This is a genomic window from Ensifer sp. (genome assembly GCF_031989085.1).
GTDB lineage: Bacteria > Pseudomonadota > Alphaproteobacteria > Rhizobiales > Rhizobiaceae > Ensifer.
This window is the reverse complement of sequence record NZ_DALZXU010000001.1, coordinates 1,054,453-1,073,548: the sequence shown is the minus strand read 5'-3', so window position 1 is coordinate 1,073,548 and position 19,096 is coordinate 1,054,453. Positions and strand designations below refer to the sequence as shown.

Genomic DNA, 19,096 nt, shown 5'->3' with positions numbered 1-19,096 from the left:
AGCGCCTTGAAAACTGGATAGAGCCACACTCGTTTCGAGTTCGAAGCGATCGGCCCATCCGGCACCTCCGCCAGACCGCCCTCGCTCCGCATCGCGCCTTCGTTGCCAGCCCTCCCGCTGGTCAACTCGGCGCCATGTTCGGTTTCAGGAGCGCCGATGCTGGCCAGTCTCGCTTCCGTCTTCAGCCTTATGCTGTCGACCCTGTTGATGATGGTGGCCTTCGGCCTCCAGAGCTACGTGATCCCGGTTCGCTCGGTTGCCGAGAACTGGTCGACGCTGACGGTCTCCGTCATCGCCACCGGCTATACGGTCGGCTTCACGCTGTCCTGCATCATCACGCCGAAATTCGTCCTGCGCGTTGGCCATGTGCGCGTCTTCACCGCACTCATCACCCTGCTTTCGATTGCCATCCTGCTCTGCGGGCTTGTCGTCGACTGGCGCCTCTGGATCGTCTTTCGCGCGATATCCGGCTTTGCCATCTCCGGCAGCTATCTCGTGATCGAAAGCTGGCTCAACGAGCGGGTGACCAATGAAAACCGCGGCATGCTGTTTTCGCTCTACCTGATCACCACGATGGTCGGCACCATCGGCGGGCAATACATGGTGCCGCTTGGAGACCCGACAAACACGTCGCTTTTCATCCTGTGCGGCGTGCTGTTCTCCCTGGCACTGCTGCCGACGGCGCTCTCCTCCTCTGCGATGCCGGCGCCGCCGGCGCAGGCGCGGTTCGATATTCCCGGGTTGTTTCGCCGCTCCCCCGTTGCCGTCGTCGGCGGCTTTCTCGCCGGCGCGCTCTCCGGCGCCTGGCTCAATCTCGGTGGCGTGTTCACCCAGAAGATCGGCCTGTCGACGGCGGAAGGCGCCACGTTGCTGGCGTCGCTTTTGACCGGCAGCGCGATTTCACAGATCCCGATCGGCCGGGCATCCGATCGTATCGACCGGCGCATCGTCATGGTCGGCTGCGGCATCGTCGGCACGATCTCGTGCCTGGTGATGTCCGCGTCCATCGGCAGCAGCCCGACGGTGCTCTATGTGATCGCCGCCTTCGTCGGCTCGGTGCTGTTCCCGATCTATGCGCTCAACGTCGCCCATGCCAACGACCTCGCCAAGCCCGACGAATATGTGGAGATCTCCTCCGGCCTGATGATTACCTATGGGCTCGGCACGATCTCGGGCCCGCTGATGGTCGGGCCCGTCATGGACCGGTTCGGGCCCGCTTCGCTGTTCATCGTGCTTGCCGTCTACTTCGCGCTCTATGGCGGGTATGCCGCCTGGCGCATCATGCAGCGCGGCCAGCACGAGGGTCTCGTCGCCAAGACCGACTTTCAGGCGACGACGGTGCTGCCGACCCCAGGGCCAGATGTCACCAGTCCAGTCGCCCAGCAGGCGTCACAGGACGATCTGATCGAGGACGACACGGTGCCGGCCTGGGAGCGCCAGCCGGAATAGGCGCGCGCGTCAGCCCTGCGGCGTGACATGCTTGCGGGCGCCCCTGCGCTCCAGACCAAGCTTATGCTCTCGAAAGATGATGAAGATGCCGGCGCCGACGACAATGGCAGTGCCGATCAGCATGGTGCTCGTTGGAACGTCTTCGAACAGAAAATAGCCGATGATCAGGCCAAGCACGATCGACGTATATTCGAACGGCGCGATCGTCGACATGTCCGCGTGACGGTAGCTTTCCGTCAGCAGGATCTGCGCGACGCCGCCACAGAAACCCGCAACCATCAGCAGCAGGAAAGCCTCTGTCGAGATGCTCGGCCAGCCGAAAGGCAGTGTTGCGAGCGAAAAGACCGAGGCCGACAGCGAGAAATAGAGCACGATCGTGTGGGTGCGTTCGGCCTTCACCAGCTTTCTGACCAGAACCATGGCGATCGCGCCGAGGGCAGCCGAGACCAGCACGGCCGCCGCCCCGAGCGCCTCGGAGGATCCAAGGCCACCATCGCGAAACAGCGTCAGTCGCGGCCAGGTGATGATCATGACACCGACCAGACCGATGACGACGGCGGACCAGCGATAGAGCCGGACGGTCTCGCCGAGAAAGATCGCGGCAAAGGCGACGGCGATCAGCGGCATGGCATAGCCGATGGCAATGGCTTCGGGCAGAGGCAGATGGACGAGGCCGTAAAACCCGAAGCTCATCGCCAGGATACCGACGAAACCGCGGGTGATATGGCCGACGATGTCCTTGGTCTTGAACGCATCGCGCAATTTCCCCCGCAGGGCGAGATAGCCGAGGATCGGCACCATGGCGAAGGCGGAGCGGTAAAACGTGATCTGGCCCGTGGCCATCTCGCTCCCGGCCGCCTTGATCAACGTCGACATGCAAACGAAAATGACGACCGACAGGACCTTGAGCAGGATCCCCTTCATCGGGTCTTCGACTTCGGCATCCATGGAAAAGCACTTTTCAAGCCTCCGCGGACAAGGACCGCAGCGGCGACAGTTTGGGAGATTTGGTGAGAGGCTCACCGGAGAACCACGCCACTCTAGCCGCGCTGCCACCGAAAGTCGGATCAAACTTCTTGATGACTTGCGTTTTTTCTTGATGAATTCGAAGTCATGGCGCCGTGGATGAAGATTTCTTTAGCGAGGTCGAAAAAAACCTTTCCGGTTTATTTCTTGTTAGTGCCACTTCGATACACGTCAGGGAGATAAGGGAGCGGGAAGAACACCGGACACCATGTCTTTTCTGCCGGAAGTGCGGTCGCCGGCATCACAATCGTGTGGCATATCCGGCTTTTCGCCCTTTGGCCTTTTCACCATCACAAGCGCCCTCTACAAATCCACCAGTAGCAAGGCGCGAGCGGGACTGACCATGCGGACAAATACTGGCCAGATCATTCATCTGGAAGACTACCGGCCGACCGACTTCGTTCTTGAAAGAGTGGATCTGACCTTCGAACTCGACCCGAAGGAAACCAAGGTCGAAGCGCGGCTGATCCTGCATCGGCGGGAGGGCGTCGACGCATCGGCGGCCCTGGTGCTCGACGGCGACGAACTCGTCATGACCGGCCTGCTGCTTGACCAGGAAGAGCTCGCAACCACGCTCTACGACGTGACCGACGACACGCTGACGATCCGGGGCCTGCCCGAGACCGCGCCGTTCGAAGTCACGATCACCACTATGCTCTCGCCCGAGACCAACACCAAGCTGATGGGTCTCTACCGCACCAACAGCGTCTATTGCACGCAGTGCGAGGCGGAAGGCTTCCGCCGCATCACCTATTTCCCGGATCGTCCCGACGTTCTCGCCGTCTATACGGTCAACATCATCGCCGACAAGAAATCCGCACCGCTCTTGCTTTCCAACGGCAACTATCTCGGTGGCGCCGACATGGGCGACGGCCGGCATTTCGCCGCCTGGTTCGATCCGCATCCGAAACCCAGCTATCTCTTCGCGCTGGTTGCCGGCGACCTTGGCGTCGTCGAAGACACGTTCACTACCCTGTCGGGCCGCGAGGTCGCGCTGAAGATCTATGTCGAGCACGGCAAGGAGCCGCGCGCATCCTACGCCATGGACGCGCTGAAGCGCTCGATGAAGTGGGACGAAGACGTGTTCGGTCGCGAATACGATCTGGATATCTTCATGATCGTCGCCGTCTCGGACTTCAACATGGGCGCCATGGAGAACAAGGGGCTCAACGTCTTCAACGACAAATACGTGCTGGCCGACCCGGAAACGGCGACGGACGCCGACTACGCCAACATCGAAGCGATCATCGCCCACGAGTACTTCCACAACTGGACCGGCAATCGCATCACTTGCCGCGACTGGTTCCAGCTGTGCCTCAAGGAAGGACTGACGGTCTATCGCGACCATGAGTTTTCCGCCGACATGCGCTCGCGCGCCGTCAAGCGCATTGCCGAGGTCCGGCACCTGAAATCGGAGCAGTTCCCCGAAGACGCGGGCCCCCTCGCCCATCCGGTACGGCCGACGAAATACCGCGAAATCAACAACTTCTACACGACGACAGTCTATGAGAAGGGCTCCGAGGTCACCCGCATGATCGCGACCCTTCTCGGTCGCGACCTTTTCAAGAAGGGCATGGATCTCTACTTCGAACGCCACGACGGCCAGGCGGTGACGATCGAGGATTTCATCGCGTGCTTTGCCGAGGTCAGCGGCCGCGACCTTGGCCAGTTCTCGCTCTGGTATCACCAGGCGGGAACGCCGCTGGTGACGGCCTCCGGCGCCTATGACGCCTCCAAACGGACCTTCACTCTCTCGCTCGAACAGACCCTGCCGCCGACGCCGGGGCAAAGCGCCAAGGAGCCGATGCACATTCCGCTGCGCATGGCCCTGCTGCTTGAGAACGGTGCGGAAGCCGACCTTTCAAACGCTTCGGGTGCCGACATCACCGGCGACGTGCTGCACCTGACCGAGCGCAAGCAGACGGTGGTGTTTTCGGGCGTCACGTCGCGGCCCGTGCCTTCGTTCAATCGCGGCTTCTCCGCGCCGATCAACCTGCATATCGAGCAGACCGACGACGATCTGGCGCTGATCGCCCGGCACGAAAGCGATCTCTTCGCCCGCTGGCAGGCCCTCAACGCCATTGCGCTGGCCAATCTGGTAAAGGCCACGGCAAGCGTTCGCGCGGGCAAGGTCGTCACTGTCGAAAGCGCTCTCATCGACGGCCTGATCGATGCGGCGGCCGACGACAATCTCGAACCGGCCTTCCGCTCGCAGGCGCTGTCGCTGCCAAGCGAGGCCGACATCTCCCGCGAGATCGGCGCCGACAACGATCCCGACGCGATCCACGCTGCCCGCCAACAGGTGCTCAAGGCGATCGCCGTGGCCGGCCGCGAGACGTTCCTTCGGCTGGTTGGCGAAATGGCGTCGTCGGGCACCTTCAGCCCGGACGCACAAAGTGCCGGGCGCCGCGCCTTGCGCAACGCCGCGCTCACCTATCTCATCCATGGCGAGGACAATCCGGCGCGGGCGGCCGAAGCTTTCGCCGCCGCCGACAACATGACCGACCTCAGCCATGCGCTGGGCCTGCTCGCACACCGGTTCCCGGACGCCTCCGAGACGAGCGAGGCACTGGCGACCTTCCGCCAGCGGTTCGCCGACAACGCACTCGTCATCGACAAGTGGTTCGCGGTCCAGGCGACGATCCCCGGAGCCGCGACGCTCGATCGCATCAAGACCCTGATGACCGAACCGCTCTTCAACGGCAACAATCCCAACCGCGTGCGCTCGCTCGTCGGCAGCTATGCCTTTGCCAATCCGACCGGCTTCAACCGTGCCGACGGAGAGGGCTACCGTTTCCTCGCCGGGCAGATCCTCGATATCGATCCGCGCAACCCGCAACTCGCTGCCCGCATCCTGACGTCGATGCGTTCCTGGCGCTCGCTCGAGGACGGGCGCGCCGACCATGCGCGCAATGCGCTGAAGGAAATCGCCGCTGCGACGACGCTTTCGGCCGATGTCAGCGATATCGTCGAGCGCATGCTCAAGGCCTGAAAAGCCTGGGAAAAACGGGTGTTATCGATAGGCCGGGTCGCTCGCGCGACCCGGCCTATTATTTTCCAACGATAAGAAATGGTTAACAAATCTTTACCCTTTGCTCTGGACAAGGCGAATCGCCCTGTGATTCATTGAGTCAGATTCGGGCGAGCGGCGCGCCGAATCATCAGAGGGTTTCACATTGGGTAAGATGGCGGACGCGCGACCAGCGAGCGCAGCCGACGGGCGGTTGCGACTCAGGCTTCCAGGCTTCACGGGCCTCGAGCGCGAGTTCATATCGCAGGCGAAGATTTTCGCCGAGCCGACGTCGCAGCGTCTGGCGAGCGCGGAGCCTATTCTCAAGCGTTCCATCCCGATCCTCATCATCGCGTTCCTGATCATTGTCGCCGTTTCGCGCATGTCGGGCATCATGGACGAGCACAGCCGTATGGAGGACAGCTCGCGCCAGACCGTCGGGCTTGCCGCCGCCACGGCTGTCGCAGCATTCCAGGCCGACGGATCGACTCTGTTCGAAGAGGGACGACGTTGGGACGCCGAACAACGGCTGACCCAGTTCCTGCCGACCGCCATGCTCGACCCGGGCATGTACCTTCTCACCGTGCGCAAGGATGGCAGGATCTTTGCCAGCACGCCGGATGGCGTGCCCTTGATCGGCCGCACACTCGCCTCGGTGGCGCCCGACATCGCCACGCTGCAATATTACGGCGAGCATTCCAGCGTCATGAAGACGGCGATCGACGGCATCGACCATATCGTCGCGCTGGCGCAGTTGCCGGATGCGGCCGGCGTCATCCTGGCGGCAACGCCGGTGACCCAGCTGGAAACGGCGTGGCGCGACGAGGTCTCGCTCAATGTGACGCTGTTTGCCGGCATATCGGCGATCCTGCTGGTGGTGCTCTACGCCTATTACATCCAGGCCAAGCGCGCCCGCGACGCCGACTCGGTGTTCGTGGAATCCAACCTGCGGGTGGAGACCGCGCTGTCGCGCGGACGCTGCGGTCTCTGGGATTTCGATCTTGCCAACCGGCGGCTGTTCTGGTCGCGTTCGATGTACGAAATGCTGGGCATGCCCGGCGAAAGCAGCGTGCTCTCCTTCGGCGATGCCGCGCGGCTGATGCACCCTGATGATCGCGGCATCTACGGGGTCGCGCGCACGATCGCCCGCGGCGATGCACGCCAGATCGACCAGGTGTTTCGCATGCGCCATGCGGACGGCCACTATGTCTGGCTGCGCGCGCGCGCGGAGATCATTCGCACCGTCTCCGGCCGCGCCCATCTCATCGGCATTGCCATGGATGTCACCGAGCAGCATCGCCTTGCCCAGCGCTATGCGGAGGCAGACCAGCGCCTGGCCGATGCCATCGAATGCACGTCCGAAGCCTTCGTGCTCTGGGACAAGCAGGATCGGCTGGTGATGTGCAACACACACTACCAGGAAGCCTACAAGCTTCCGGACCACGTGCTGGTGCCCGGCACGGAGCGCATCGCCGTTCACGCGGCGGCGGCCCGCCCGGTGGTGGAGCGCCGCATCGCGGACCCCGACCGCAGCAACCATTCGCAGACGACCGAGGTGCAGCTCGCCGACGAGCGCTGGCTGCAGATCAACGAGCGGCGCACGCGCGACGGCGGTCTCGTGTCCGTCGGCACCGACATCACGCTTCTGAAACGGCATCAGGTGCGGCTGCGCGAATCCGAGCGACGGCTGATGGCCACCATCGGCGACCTCTCTGCCTCGCGCATGACGCTGGAGCGGCAGAAGACCGAGCTTTCGATCGCCAACTCCAATTACCAGGCGGAAAAAGAACGCGCCGAGGCGGCAAACCGCGCCAAGTCGGAATTCCTGGCGAACATGTCCCATGAACTCAGGACCCCGCTCAACGCCATTCTGGGCTTTTCCGAGATCCTGCAGACCCAGATGTTCGGGCCGCTCGGTTCGGAGAAATACGACGAGTACTCGCGCGACATTCACGAGAGCGGCAAGCATCTGCTGAACGTCATCAACGACATCCTCGACATGTCGAAGATCGAGGCCGGGCACATGCGCATCAGCCGCGAGACGATTGATCTCGCGCCGCTGATCGAGGAGACGATCCGCTTCACCACGATCCCGGCGCTGCAGAAGAACATCCACGTGGTCCAGCATATCGCCGCGGGCCTGACCGTCGTTGCCGATCGGCGGGCAATGAAGCAGGTGCTGCTCAACCTCCTGTCGAACGCCGTCAAGTTCACCAACGAAGGCGGACGGATTTCGCTGCGCGCCCGCAAGGTCACGGGTGCCGTGACGCTGACGATCGCCGATTCCGGCATCGGCATCCCGCGTGACGCGCTCCAGAAAATCGGCCAGCCCTTCGAGCAGGTGCAGAGCCAATACGCCAAGAGCAAGGGCGGCTCCGGCCTCGGGCTGGCGATTTCACGGTCGCTGACGCGCCTTCACGGCGGAACGATGAAGATCCATTCCACCGAGAACATCGGCACGATCATTTCACTGCGCATGCCGGATCGCGACGGCGACCCGCAGTCCTACCCCGAAACCACCGACTGAAAAATCCGTCGAACGGACTTCGACAGCCGCTTGATGTCGGCCTCCAGCGTCTTGAGGTCGGGATAGTCCCCGGCCCGGCAGACGAGGTCAACGAGACCGGCGGGCGCTTCCTTCGGGTCGAACTCCCCTTCGATGCACAGGCGCACGATCTGCGACAGCTCGGTCAGGAGGCTGAGCGCCTCCATCACCGTGTCGAGATCGTTGGGGTTCATCAGCTCGGCCCCGAGCACCTTCAAGGCGTCGGCGGTGTGGGCACCGGCGGCAAGCGGCGCCACGCCCTTTGCCGGCGCGACAAGAGCCAGATACTGCGCGATGAATTCGATATCGACGAGACCGCCGGGGATAAGCTTGAAGTCCCAGATGTCGCGCGGCGGCTTCTCGCTGTCGATCATCTCGCGCATCGAGATCACGTCGGCGCTGACCTTGGCGATATCGCGCTTCTTTCCGAGCACTTCGGCAAAAATCGCGTCGGCCTCGGCCTTCAGGCTGCCGTCGCCGCAGATGCAGCGGGCGCGCGTCAGGGCCAGATGCTCCCAGGTCCAGGCCTCTTCGCGCTGATACTTGGCAAAGGCATTGATCCGGGTGGCGACCGGCCCCTTGTTGCCGGAGGGCCTCAGCCGCATGTCGACCTCGTAAAGCACGCCCTCGGCGGTCGGAGCCGAAAGTGCCGCGATCAGGCGCTGCGTCAGTCGGGTGAAATAGCGCGTCGGATCGAGCGGTTTGCCGCCGTCCGATTCCGAGGCGGCGTCGTCATAGTCGTAGAGCAGGATGAGATCGACGTCGGAGCCAGCCGTCAGTTCATGACTGCCGAGCTTGCCCATGCCGACGACGACGATGCGCCCGCCCTTGAAATCGCCGTGGACCGAACGCATTTCGGCAAGCACCGCATCGACCGCCGCAGCGATGATCAGATCCGCGAGATCGGTGAAGGCACGGCCGGCCTGCGCCCCGGAGATCGAACCGGTCAAAAGGCGAATGCCGATCAGGAAGCGCTGCTCGGCGGCGATGATGCGCAGCCGGTCGAGCACCTCTTCGTAATGGCGACCGCCGGCTACGAAGTTGGCGATGCGCGGCGCGAGATAGTCCCTCGTCGGCAGCTCCGCCAGCAGGCCCGGATCCAGCATGCCGTCGAACACATGCGGCCGCGCCGCGATGATCTCGGCAAGCCGCGGCGCCGAGGACATGACGTTGACGATCAGCGACAGGAGCCTTGGATTGTTGCCGAGCAGCGAAAACAGCTGGATGCCGGCCGGCAGGCCGGAAATGAAGTGATCGAAGCGCAGGAGCGCCTCGTCGGCGCGCCGGCTCTCGCCGAAGACGCGCAACAGCTGCGGCGTCAGTTCCGTCAACCGCTCGCGTGCCTCCACTGATTGCGTCGCGCGATAGCGCCCGTAATGCCAGGTGCGGATCGTGTGCGAGATGTCGGACGGCCGCTGGAAGCCGAGCTTCCTCAAGGTGTCGAGCGTGTCGGGATCGTCGCGCTGGCCGGTGAAGACGAGATTACCGGTCTCGCTCGAAAGCTTCGCCTCCTGCTCGAAGAGCTGGGCGTAGCGACGCTCGACCGTGCGCAGAACCTTCGACAGCGCCTTGGAGAAACCGGCCGTGTCATCGAAACCGAGCATGAAGGCGATGCGCTTCAATTCCGCCTCGGTCTCCGGCAGAACGTGGGTTTGCTCGTCGCGCACCATCTGGATGCGGTGTTCGACATCGCGCAGGAACCAGTAGGCCTCCACCAGTTCGTCTGCCGTCGTCTCGTCGATCCAGCCGGCCTTCACCAGCGCCCGCAGCATCGGTTCGGTCGCCTTCAGCCGCAAATCGGGCATGCGGCCGCCGGCGATCAGTTGCTGCGTCTGGACGAAGAACTCGATCTCGCGGATGCCCCCGCGGCCGAGCTTGATGTTGTGGCCCTTGACCGCAATCTCGCCGTGGCCCTTGTGAGCATGGATCTGCCGCTTGATCGAATGGATGTCGGCGATGGCCGCATAATCGAGGTATTTGCGAAAGACGAAGGGGGTCAGCTCCTTCAGGAAGGCCTCGCCCGCGGCGATATCACCGGCGACGGGCCGCGCCTTGATGAAGGCGGCACGCTCCCAGTTCTGGCCCCTGCCCTCGTAATAGAGCATTGCCGCCTCGACAGGGATCGCGAGCGGCGTCGAACCCGGATCCGGGCGCAGCCGCAAGTCGGTGCGAAAGACGTAGCCGTCGCCGGTGCGCTCCTGGAGAATGCGGATAAGGCGGCGCAGCAAGCGGCCGAAAGTCTCCGAGGCATCGTCGCGATCGACGATGATGCCGGACTGCGGATCGTAGAATACCACGAGATCGATATCGGAGGAGTAGTTGAGCTCGAAGGCACCGAGCTTGCCCATGCCGAGAACGACGACCCCCGAGCCGACGCTCGGCGCGGCCACGTCCTTGAGCACCAGCTTGCCGCCCTGATGGCCGCTCAGGAGCAGATGGTCGATCGTCGCCGAGACCGCAGCTCCCGCAAATTCACTCAGCCAGCGCGTTGTCTCGCGCCCGTCGAAGTGCCGGGCGAGGTCGGCAAGTGCGACCGCGAAGGCAAGCTCCCGCTTGGCCTTGCGAAGGCGCGTCATGATCTCGGTATCGGCGAGCGCCACGCCGGGCTCCGCCGGCACCCAGGCGTCCCGCGCGCGCCGCACGCGCTCGGTCAGAAAATCCTGCAGCGGCTCGGACAGGATCTGCTCGAGAATGCCGGGCTGGCTGCCGCCGGTATCACGCAGGAACGGCGACAAGGCAAAGGCGGCGACCACGAAAGCCTTGAACGGGGTTTCGGACGAAAGCAGACGGCTGATCTGCACATGGCCCTTGGCCATGTCCTTCAGCACCGACAGCGCGGATTTGGCATCTGCCTGGCTTGCCGGCTTGATCGGCACCGTTTCCAGACCCCATCCCTGCACCGCCATCATGTCCTGCATGCCGTCTCCCCCTGTTCTCCGCAAACCGGTCTATCAGCTCGCGGGCGGCGGGAAAACCATGTGCACCGTCAATCCCTTGCCGTTCTCGGCCGCATCGGGATCGGTCGCGGCCAGATCCAGGTCACCGTGGTGCATCTCCATCACGGCCTCGACCAGCGACAGGCCGAGGCCCGTGCCTGGCTTCGAGCGGCTTTCATCCAGCCGCACAAAGCGCTTGACGACGTCCTCGCGCTTGTCTTCGGGAACACCGGGGCCGTGATCGGCGACCGACAGGACGACCTTGCCGTCGCGCTTGCCGAGCGAAACCTTGATCTGCGGATCGGTGGCGCCTTCAGCGTATTTGAGCGCGTTGTCCAGCAGGTTGCCGAGCGCCTGGCCGACGAGTTCACGATTGCCCGAAATGACCATGCCCGGCTCGACATCTGCCTCCAGCCGCAAACCGACATCTTCGGCGACCGGTTCATAGAGTTCGACGCAGTCCGACACGATCTGCGACAGGTCGACCTCGCTCATCTCCGCTGCCGCCGAACCTGCCTCGACGCGCGAGATCATCAAGAGCGCATTGAAGGTGCGGATCAGCTGGTCCGATTCGCCGATGATTTCCTCGAGCGCGCCGCGCTGGCTCGTGCCCTTGCGCGCCAATGCCGCTTCCGCCTTGTTGCGCAGCCGCGTCAGCGGCGTCTTCAGGTCGTGGGCGATATTGTCGGAGACCTGGCGCAGGCCTTCGTTCAGCTTCTCGATGCGTTCGAGCATCGCATTCAGGGATTCCGAAAGCCGGTCGAATTCGTCACCGGAACCGCTCATCGGCAGGCGCTGCGACAGATCGCCCGCCATGATCTTGGTGCTAGCCTCGGACATGCGGTCGATGCGCTTCAGTGCGTTGCGACCGATGGCGAACCAGATGATCAGCGCCCCGATCCCCATGATGCCGAGCGCCACCATGAGCGCCTGGCGCACGAGGGCGCGAAACTTCTGCGGCTCCTGCAGGTCACGGCCGACCAGGATGCGCAGGCCGTTGTCGAGCACGAGCACATGGGCAAGCGCCACATGGCTGTCCTGGCGCGTTTCGTCGGTATAGCGCTGGTAGGCGAAGGGTTTGTCGGTCCAGCCTTCACGATCGAGTAGGCCGGGCTCGAGGCTGGCGACATTGCCGGCAAGGATTTCACCGCTCGGGCCGGCGATCACATAGAGATTGGCACCCGGCTGGCGCGCGCGCCTCTCGAGCGAGCGCAGCAGGCCGTTGATCCCGGCGCGGGTGTAGACCTGCTCGATCTGCGTCACCTCCGCCGTCACCGCATCGCGCGTCTGCTGCTGCAGCAGCCGCTCCGACATGCCGGTGACGTAGAAGACGAGAAAGGCGGCGCAGAGCGAAAAGAGGATCAGGTAGAGCGCAGACAGCCGAACCGCAGTTGTCCGGAACAGGACGCCGATTTTGCTCATGCGGTCGCGGTCCGGTCATCCTTGATCATATAGCCGGCACCCCGCACGGTTCGCAGCAGCGGCAGGTCGAAGTCCTTCTCGATCTTCGAGCGCAGCCGCGAGACGTGCACGTCGATGACGTTGGTCTGCGGGTCGAAGTGGTAGTCCCAGACGTTTTCGAGCAGCATCGTGCGGGTGACGACCTGGCCGGCATTCTTCATCAGATATTCGAGCAGCCGGAACTCGCGCGGCTGCAGCGGAATTTCCTTGCCCTGGCGGCGGACCGAGTGCGACAGGCGGTCGAGCTCGAGGTCGCCGACCCGATAGACCATGTCCTGTTCCGGCGTTCCCTTGCGGCGGCCGAGCACCTCGACACGGGCGAGAAGCTCGTTGAAGGCATAGGGCTTCGGCAGGTAATCGTCGCCGCCGGCGCGCAGGCCCGTCACCCGGTCGTCGACCTGGCCGAGCGCCGACAGGATCAGCACCGGCGTGTGGATATCCTTGCGACGCAGCTCCGAGATCACCGACAGGCCGTCTCGGCGCGGCAACATGCGGTCGACCACGAGCACGTCGTAGCTGTTCTCGCTCGCCATGAAGAGGCCACTCTCGCCATCGCTGGCGTGGTCACAGACGATCCCGGCTTCCCGGAACGCCTTTGCCAGATAGGCGGCAGCCTCGATATCGTCTTCAATGATCAGAATCTTCATACGCGTGACCATAGTCCCGGACCCCTGTCTGTCTCAACCGGTTTCGGGCTTTCCGACAACCGGAATGGCGATCACTTCGCCCCAAACGGCAAGCGCCGCGAAATCGCTCAGATATCGCGGCGCCCTGGTCATTCATTCGCTGCCGCGATCAGCCCTGGTCGATGGGAAGCGCCACGAAGCGGCTGCCACCCTCGGCCTCGATCTGGAAGAGCGCCTTGCTGCGACCGTCCTTCTTGGCGGTGGTGATCACCTTGAGGATATCGTCGGCCGACTTCACTTCCTGATTGTTGACCGAAACGATCTTTTCGCCCTGCTTCAGACCGCGGTCGCTGGCATCGGATTCCTCGTCGACCGAGGCGATCGTCACGCCCTTGCCGTCCTCGGAAGGCACGACCGTCATGCCGAGATCGGCGAGCGCCTGCTCGCTAGACGGCTGGGTTTCCTCGGACTGGGCGCCCTCGTCCTTGGCCGCTTCCTTGTCGTCCTTCGGCAGCGTGCCGATCTCCAGCTTGACGGTTTCGGACTTGCCGTTGCGCCACAGCGCGACATCGACCGTGGTGCCCGGGCGGATGCCGGCGACCTTGCGGGCCAGATCGCGCGGATCCTTGATGGTGTCACCGTTGAGCGCCGTGACGACGTCGCCCTTCTTGATGCCGGCCTTCTCGCCTGGCGAACCGGCCTGCGGTTCGACGACGAGGGCGCCGTTGGCTTCGGACAGGCCGAGCGATTCGGCGATATCCTTGCTCACCGGCTGGATCTGAACACCGAGCCAGCCGCGCGAAACCGAGCCGTCCTTGATCAGGTCGGCAACGACGTCCTTGGCGACGGACGCCGGGATGGCGAAGGCGATGCCGACATTGCCGCCCGACGGCGAGAAGATCGCCGTGTTGATGCCGACAACTTCGCCCGAGAGGTTGAAGGTCGGGCCGCCGGAGTTGCCGCGGTTCACGGCTGCATCCACCTGCAGATAATCGTCATAGGGGCCGGAGCCGATATCGCGGCCACGGGCCGAGATGATGCCGGATGTCACCGTGCCGCCGAGGCCGAAGGGGTTGCCGACCGCGACGACCCAGTCGCCGACGCGGACCTTGTTATCGTCTGCCCAGCTGACATAGGTGAACTTGCGCTTGTCATCGACCTTCAGCACGGCCAGATCGGTACGGCTGTCCTTGCCGATCAGCTTGGCATCAAGCTCCGTGCCGTCGTTGAGGATGACCGTGAAGGCGGCACCATCGGAAACGACGTGGTTGTTGGTGACGAGGTAGCCGTCTTCGGAGATGAAGAAGCCGGAGCCCTGAGACGTCGGACGCAGGCGACCTTCGCCATGCGGACTGCGACGGCCGGGACCGCGCTCTGCGCGCTCATCGCCGCGCGGGCCGAATTCCTTGAAGAAACGCTTCAGCGGGTGATCGTCGGGGAGCTCATCCAGGCCGCGGCCGCCGAAATCGAAAGTGAAGTTGTTGCCATCGTCGGCAACCGGCTTGGCGCGCGACTGAACACGCACGGAGACGACGGCCGGAGAAACGGCCTCGACGACGTTAGCAAAGCTGGGCACCTGGGGCGCATCGACCTTGACGGGATCGGCAAAGGACTGGGTGATCGTGGCCGGCAGGCCGGAGGTCAACATGACGGCCGCAAGACCCGCAACCGTCGAAGCCTTCAGGACAGTCTTGAGAGAGGGACGCAGGGATTTGGTCGTAAACATCCGTTTTGCCTTTTCTTTCCTGGAAGCCGCGGACAGGCGGCTTCGACATCGTGATTTCGAGGGTCGCCGCGGGGGTGGCGATCTCGCTGTTGGCTGACTGGAGGAACAGCCGATGACGAAAGATGTAACGGATGGGACCTTACTGAGTTCTGTCCGGAAAGTGAATTTTTGGTAATGTTGGGACGAGGCGACAGCGCCTCGCCCATAGGGATCAGGGCTGAAGCAGCTTCTTCAGCTTTTCCTTCTCGTCGTCCGATAGCGGCGTTCCCCGCGATTGACGACTGCGCTTGACCGAAGCCACCAGCAGCGTCGCGGCACCGGCAAGGAGAAGCAGGATCGGCATGCCCCAGAGGATCATGGTCTTGGTTTCCAGCCGCGGCTTCAAAAGCACGAATTCGCCGTAGCGCGAAACGACATAGTCGATCACCGCCGCGTCGCTATCGCCGTTGACCAGCCGCTCGCGCACCAGCACGCGCAGGTCCTTGGCAAGCTCGGCATTGGAATCGTCGATCGACTGGTTCTGGCAGACCATGCAGCGCAGCTCGGCTGAAAGTGCCCGTGCCCGCGCCTCAAGGGCCGGATCGGCCAGAACCTCGTCCGGATTGACGGCGAAGCTCGGACCGAACGACGCCAGGAGCAGAAACAACGCCAGCAGGAAACGGTTCATTCGGCCGCCCCCACCGGGATGGTTTTCGGTCGCTTGGCGCGTGTCGGCGCGCCGACACGCAGGCGACGATCACTGAGTGACACGAACCCGCCCGCCATCATGAACAGCGTGCCGCCCCAGATGCACAGGATCATCGGCTTCCACCAGATGCGCACGACGATGCCGCCTTCACTGATCTGGTCGCCAAGCGAGACATAGAGCTGGCTGAGACCGAAGGTGCGGATACCGGCCTCGGTCGTCGGCATGCGCCGCGCCTGATAGAGGCGCTTGGACGACCAGATGTCGGTAACGACGACGCCGCCGCTCATGATGGTGAAATGACCGGATTCTTCGGAATAGTTCGGACCGCTGCCGTTGCGCATGCCGTCGAAGCGCAGTGTGTAGCCACCGGCATCCACCGTCATGCCCGGCTTCATCTCGACCACGGTTTCGGTCTCGAAGGCTGTGACAGCGACGATGCCGATCAGCGTGACGCCGAGACCGATATGGGCAAGCGCCGTGCCGAAGGCCGAGCGCGGCAGGCCGGAGAAGCGTCTCCAGGCAACATTGCCCGCTACCTTGCCGAGTCCCGAGCGCAACGCCAGGTCCGTCAGCGCGCCGACGATCACATAGACGCCGAGCGCGATGCCGAACAGCGCAAGGATGGGGCCGCCGTTCATGACGTAATAGTAGATGCAGCCGAAGAAGAGGCCGACTGCGACGGCGGCAAACAGCCGCTGGGAAACGCCCGCGAGGTCACCGCGCTTCCATGCCAGCAGCGGACCGAAGGGGACTGCAAACAGAAGCGGCAGCATCAACAGTCCGAAGGTCATGTTGAAGAAGGGCGGCCCGACCGAAATCTTGTCGCCGGTCAGCGCCTCGAGCACCAGCGGATAAAGTGTGCCGGTCAAGACAGTTGCCGTCGCCGTCGTCAGGATGAGGTTGTTGAAGACGAGAGCGCCCTCGCGCGAGATCGGCGCGAAGATGCCGCCGGACTTCAGCCGCGACGCGCGGAAGGCGAACAGCGAGAATGCGCCACCGATGAAGAAGACGAGGATCGCGAGGATGAAGACGCCGCGCGTCGGATCGGTGGCGAAGGCATGGACCGACGTCAGCACGCCGGAGCGCACGAGGAAGGTGCCGAGCAGCGACAACGAGAATGTCATGATCGCCAGCAGCACGGTCCAGATCTTCAGAGCCTCACGCTTCTCCATGACGAGCGCGGAATGCAGCAGCGCTGTGCCGGCAAGCCACGGCATGAAGGACGCGTTCTCGACCGGATCCCAGAACCACCAGCCGCCCCAGCCAAGCTCGTAATAGGCCCAGTAGGAGCCCATCGAGATGCCTGCCGTCAGGAACGTCCAGGCGGCAAGGGTCCATGGGCGCACCCAGCGCGCCCAAGCGGCATCGATGCGGCCTTCCATCAGGGCGGCGATGGCAAAGGAGAAGCAGACGGAAAAGCCGACATAGCCGAGATAGAGCAAGGGCGGGTGGATGGCGAGGCCGATGTCCTGCAGGATCGGGTTCAAGTCCTTGCCTTCGCCCGGCGCCGGGATCAGGCGGGCAAAGGGGTTCGACGTCAGCAGGATGAACAGCGTGAAGGCCACCGCAATCCAGGCCTGGACAGCGAGCACGTTCGCCTTCAACGTTTCTGGCAGGTTGCGGCCGAATGTGGCGACCAGCGCCGAAAAGAACACAAGGATCAGGAGCCAGAGCAGCATCGATCCTTCATGGTTTCCCCAGACGCCCGAGATCTTGTAGATCAGCGGCTTCAGCGAATGCGAGTTTTCCCAGACGTTGCGAACCGAGAAATCGGAGGTCACGTAGGCGAAGGTCAGCACCGCGAAGGAGAAGGCGACGAGCAGGAAGCAGGCGAGTGCCGCACTCGACGCAAGCTCCATCAGGGCGCGATCGTTGAGCCGGGCGCCCATGATCGGCAGGGCGGCCTGGACGAAGGCGGTCGCCAGCGCCAGAACCAGCGCGTAATGTCCGAGTTCGATGATCATCGAACGGTTTCCTTCCCGCTGAGTTCGACACCCTGCGCCTTGAGGCGATCGGCGACGTCCTTGGGCATGTAGGTTTCATCATGCTTGGCAAGTACGGAATCCGCAACGAAGACGGAGCTTCCAGCGACGAATGTGCCTTCGGTCACCACGCCCTGCCCTTCGCGGAACAGGTCCGGCAGGATACCGGTGTAGGTCACTGGCACCTGGCCGAGTGTATCGGTGACGGTAAAGGTCACGGTCTTGCCGTCGCCGCGCTTGACCGATCCCGCTTCGACCAGACCGCCGAGGCGGATGCGCGTTCCCGGCGGCACGTCGGCCTTGGCGAGATCGCTTGGCACATAGAAATAGGCGATTGCCTGGCTGAAGGCGAACATCACCAGCAGGACGGCCAACGTCAGAAAGCCGACGCCGCCGCCGATGATCGCCAGCCGCTTCTGTTTGCGCGTCATTGCGTTTCTCCGTCCGTCTTGATCCCGAGTTCCCGGGCGAGCGCCAGCAATTGTTTTCCTTCGTCGCCATCCGCGGGGAAGGTCTTTTGGCTTTCCTTCAGGGCGGCAGCGGCCTGATCTTTCTGATCAAGCACAACATGCGACCGGATCAGCCGCGCCCAGCCTTCGAGATTGGCAGGATCCTCCTTGAGACGGCTGGCGAGGCTCTCGACCATGCCGCGGATCATCTCCTGGCGGTCGCCGGCGCTCATATCCTGCGCGGCAGCGATATCGTCAGCGCTCGGGTTTCCAGGCGCCGCCGCTGCAACACTTCCGGCAGCTCCGCCCGAAAGCTCCGCCACGTGCTGCTTGACCAGCGGCACCCACGGCGCATCCGCCGGAGAGCCGGCGATCAGCCGGTTGAACGCGGCCAGCGCCTCGTCCTTCTTGCCTTCCTGCTTCAGGCCGAGGGCCAGATAATACTCGGAGCGCGGATCGTTCGGATCGATGGCAAGCGATCTGCGCAGCGCCGCCTGTGCCTCGGTGGTCACCAGACCGCCCGACAGCGTGATCAGCGCCTCGGCATAGCCTCCGAGCCGTGCCGGCGTCGGCCCGAGCAGGCGCACGGCGCTATCATAGGCGGCAACCGCCTCCTCGACGCGACCGTTGCGCATGTAGATCGGCGCAAGCACCTCCCAGCCGGCACCGTCATCAGGGTTTTGCGCCAGATGGTTTTCTGCCCGTGCGATCAGAATGTTGATGTCGGAACCGGGATCGGCAAGGCGCGCGGCCAGCGGCTGCGCCGGAACACCCGGGCTGCCGGTAAGCAAGTAAAGACAGAGCCCGATGGCGGGAAGACAGAGCAGCACGAAGGCCTGCGCCAGAACGTTGACGCTGCGGCGCGTCGGCGCGGCCGGCTCCGCGGCACGATCGATCTCGCCGGCGGCCAGCAATCGACGCGCGACCTCGGCACGTGCAAGCTCGGCATCGTCGCCGTTGATCAGGCCGCTTTCCTGATCACGCGTCAGCTCTTCGAGCTGATCGCGATAGACTTCGATATCATGACTGTGGGGAGACGACGCGGGTGCTGCCGCCCGCAGCAGCGGGAGGATGAGCACGGCAGCGACAGCCGCCGTCAGGGTGGCGACAAGGATCCAGAACAACATGGATGCTCAATACTATGCCACCCATGCCATTCCAACTCGAAAACCTGCAATGACAGATATTTGAGGCGTTT

Annotated in this window: 12 protein-coding genes; 3 read left to right on the top strand and 9 right to left on the bottom strand. The window is 63.6% G+C overall.

Annotation, left to right across the window (positions count from 1 at the left end):
* Positions 1-156: 156 nt before the first annotated feature.
* The gene (locus tag RTP54_RS05185; RefSeq protein WP_312361404.1) at positions 157-1,449 is read left to right on the top strand and encodes an MFS transporter; all 1,293 of its coding nucleotides are present in this window, start codon (positions 157-159) and stop codon (positions 1,447-1,449) included.
* Positions 1,450-1,458: 9 nt separating this feature from the next.
* Here the strand turns inward: RTP54_RS05185 and RTP54_RS05180 are convergent, their stop codons facing one another.
* On the bottom strand, positions 1,459-2,397 hold the full coding sequence (locus RTP54_RS05180) for a DMT family transporter (RefSeq protein ID WP_112817497.1): 939 nt from the start codon (positions 2,395-2,397) through the stop codon (positions 1,459-1,461).
* A gap of 421 nt (positions 2,398-2,818) precedes the next feature.
* Here RTP54_RS05180 and pepN point away from each other — a divergent pair, with 421 nt between their 5' ends.
* Positions 2,819-5,467, top strand: a complete 2,649-nt coding sequence (pepN, locus tag RTP54_RS05175; RefSeq protein WP_312361402.1) for an aminopeptidase N — start codon at positions 2,819-2,821, stop codon at positions 5,465-5,467.
* 184 nt (positions 5,468-5,651) lie between these two features.
* Complete coding sequence (locus RTP54_RS05170) at positions 5,652-8,012, top strand: ATP-binding protein (protein WP_162703328.1); 2,361 nt, start codon at positions 5,652-5,654, stop codon at positions 8,010-8,012.
* Here RTP54_RS05170 and RTP54_RS05165 read toward each other — a convergent pair.
* The 8 genes from RTP54_RS05165 to ccmI all read right to left on the bottom strand — a co-directional run bounded on the left by RTP54_RS05165 (position 7,991) and on the right by ccmI (position 19,025).
* A complete protein-coding gene (locus RTP54_RS05165; RefSeq protein ID WP_312361401.1) occupies positions 7,991-10,948 on the bottom strand; it encodes a bifunctional [glutamine synthetase] adenylyltransferase/[glutamine synthetase]-adenylyl-L-tyrosine phosphorylase in 2,958 nt (985 codons plus the stop codon). The two genes, RTP54_RS05170 and RTP54_RS05165, sit on opposite strands and share 22 nt — an antisense overlap.
* A 33-nt stretch (positions 10,949-10,981) precedes the next feature.
* Complete coding sequence (locus RTP54_RS05160; protein WP_112807140.1) at positions 10,982-12,388, bottom strand: sensor histidine kinase; 1,407 nt, start codon at positions 12,386-12,388, stop codon at positions 10,982-10,984.
* On the bottom strand, positions 12,385-13,086 hold the full coding sequence (locus RTP54_RS05155; protein ID WP_112807142.1) for a response regulator transcription factor: 702 nt from the start codon (positions 13,084-13,086) through the stop codon (positions 12,385-12,387). Before RTP54_RS05155 ends, RTP54_RS05160 begins: the two co-directional genes overlap by 4 nt.
* A 136-nt stretch (positions 13,087-13,222) precedes the next feature.
* Complete coding sequence (locus RTP54_RS05150; RefSeq protein WP_112807144.1) at positions 13,223-14,779, bottom strand: Do family serine endopeptidase; 1,557 nt, start codon at positions 14,777-14,779, stop codon at positions 13,223-13,225.
* 211 nt (positions 14,780-14,990) lie between these two features.
* Positions 14,991-15,446, bottom strand: coding sequence for a cytochrome c-type biogenesis protein CcmH (locus RTP54_RS05145; RefSeq protein ID WP_112807146.1), 456 nt, complete (start codon positions 15,444-15,446; stop codon positions 14,991-14,993).
* Positions 15,443-17,431 carry a heme lyase CcmF/NrfE family subunit gene (locus RTP54_RS05140; RefSeq protein ID WP_312361400.1) on the bottom strand — a complete coding sequence of 663 codons (1,989 nt, stop codon included), beginning with the start codon at positions 17,429-17,431 and terminating at the stop codon, positions 15,443-15,445. Before RTP54_RS05140 ends, RTP54_RS05145 begins: the two co-directional genes overlap by 4 nt.
* Positions 17,428-17,880 carry a cytochrome c maturation protein CcmE gene (gene ccmE, locus RTP54_RS05135; RefSeq protein ID WP_065782179.1) on the bottom strand — a complete coding sequence of 151 codons (453 nt, stop codon included), beginning with the start codon at positions 17,878-17,880 and terminating at the stop codon, positions 17,428-17,430. Before ccmE ends, RTP54_RS05140 begins: the two co-directional genes overlap by 4 nt.
* Positions 17,877-19,025 (bottom strand): c-type cytochrome biogenesis protein CcmI, encoded by a 1,149-nt coding sequence (gene ccmI / locus RTP54_RS05130; RefSeq protein ID WP_312361399.1) that lies wholly within the window; start codon positions 19,023-19,025, stop codon positions 17,877-17,879. The genes ccmE and ccmI overlap by 4 nt, the downstream gene beginning before the upstream one ends.
* Positions 19,026-19,096: the final 71 nt, after the last annotated feature.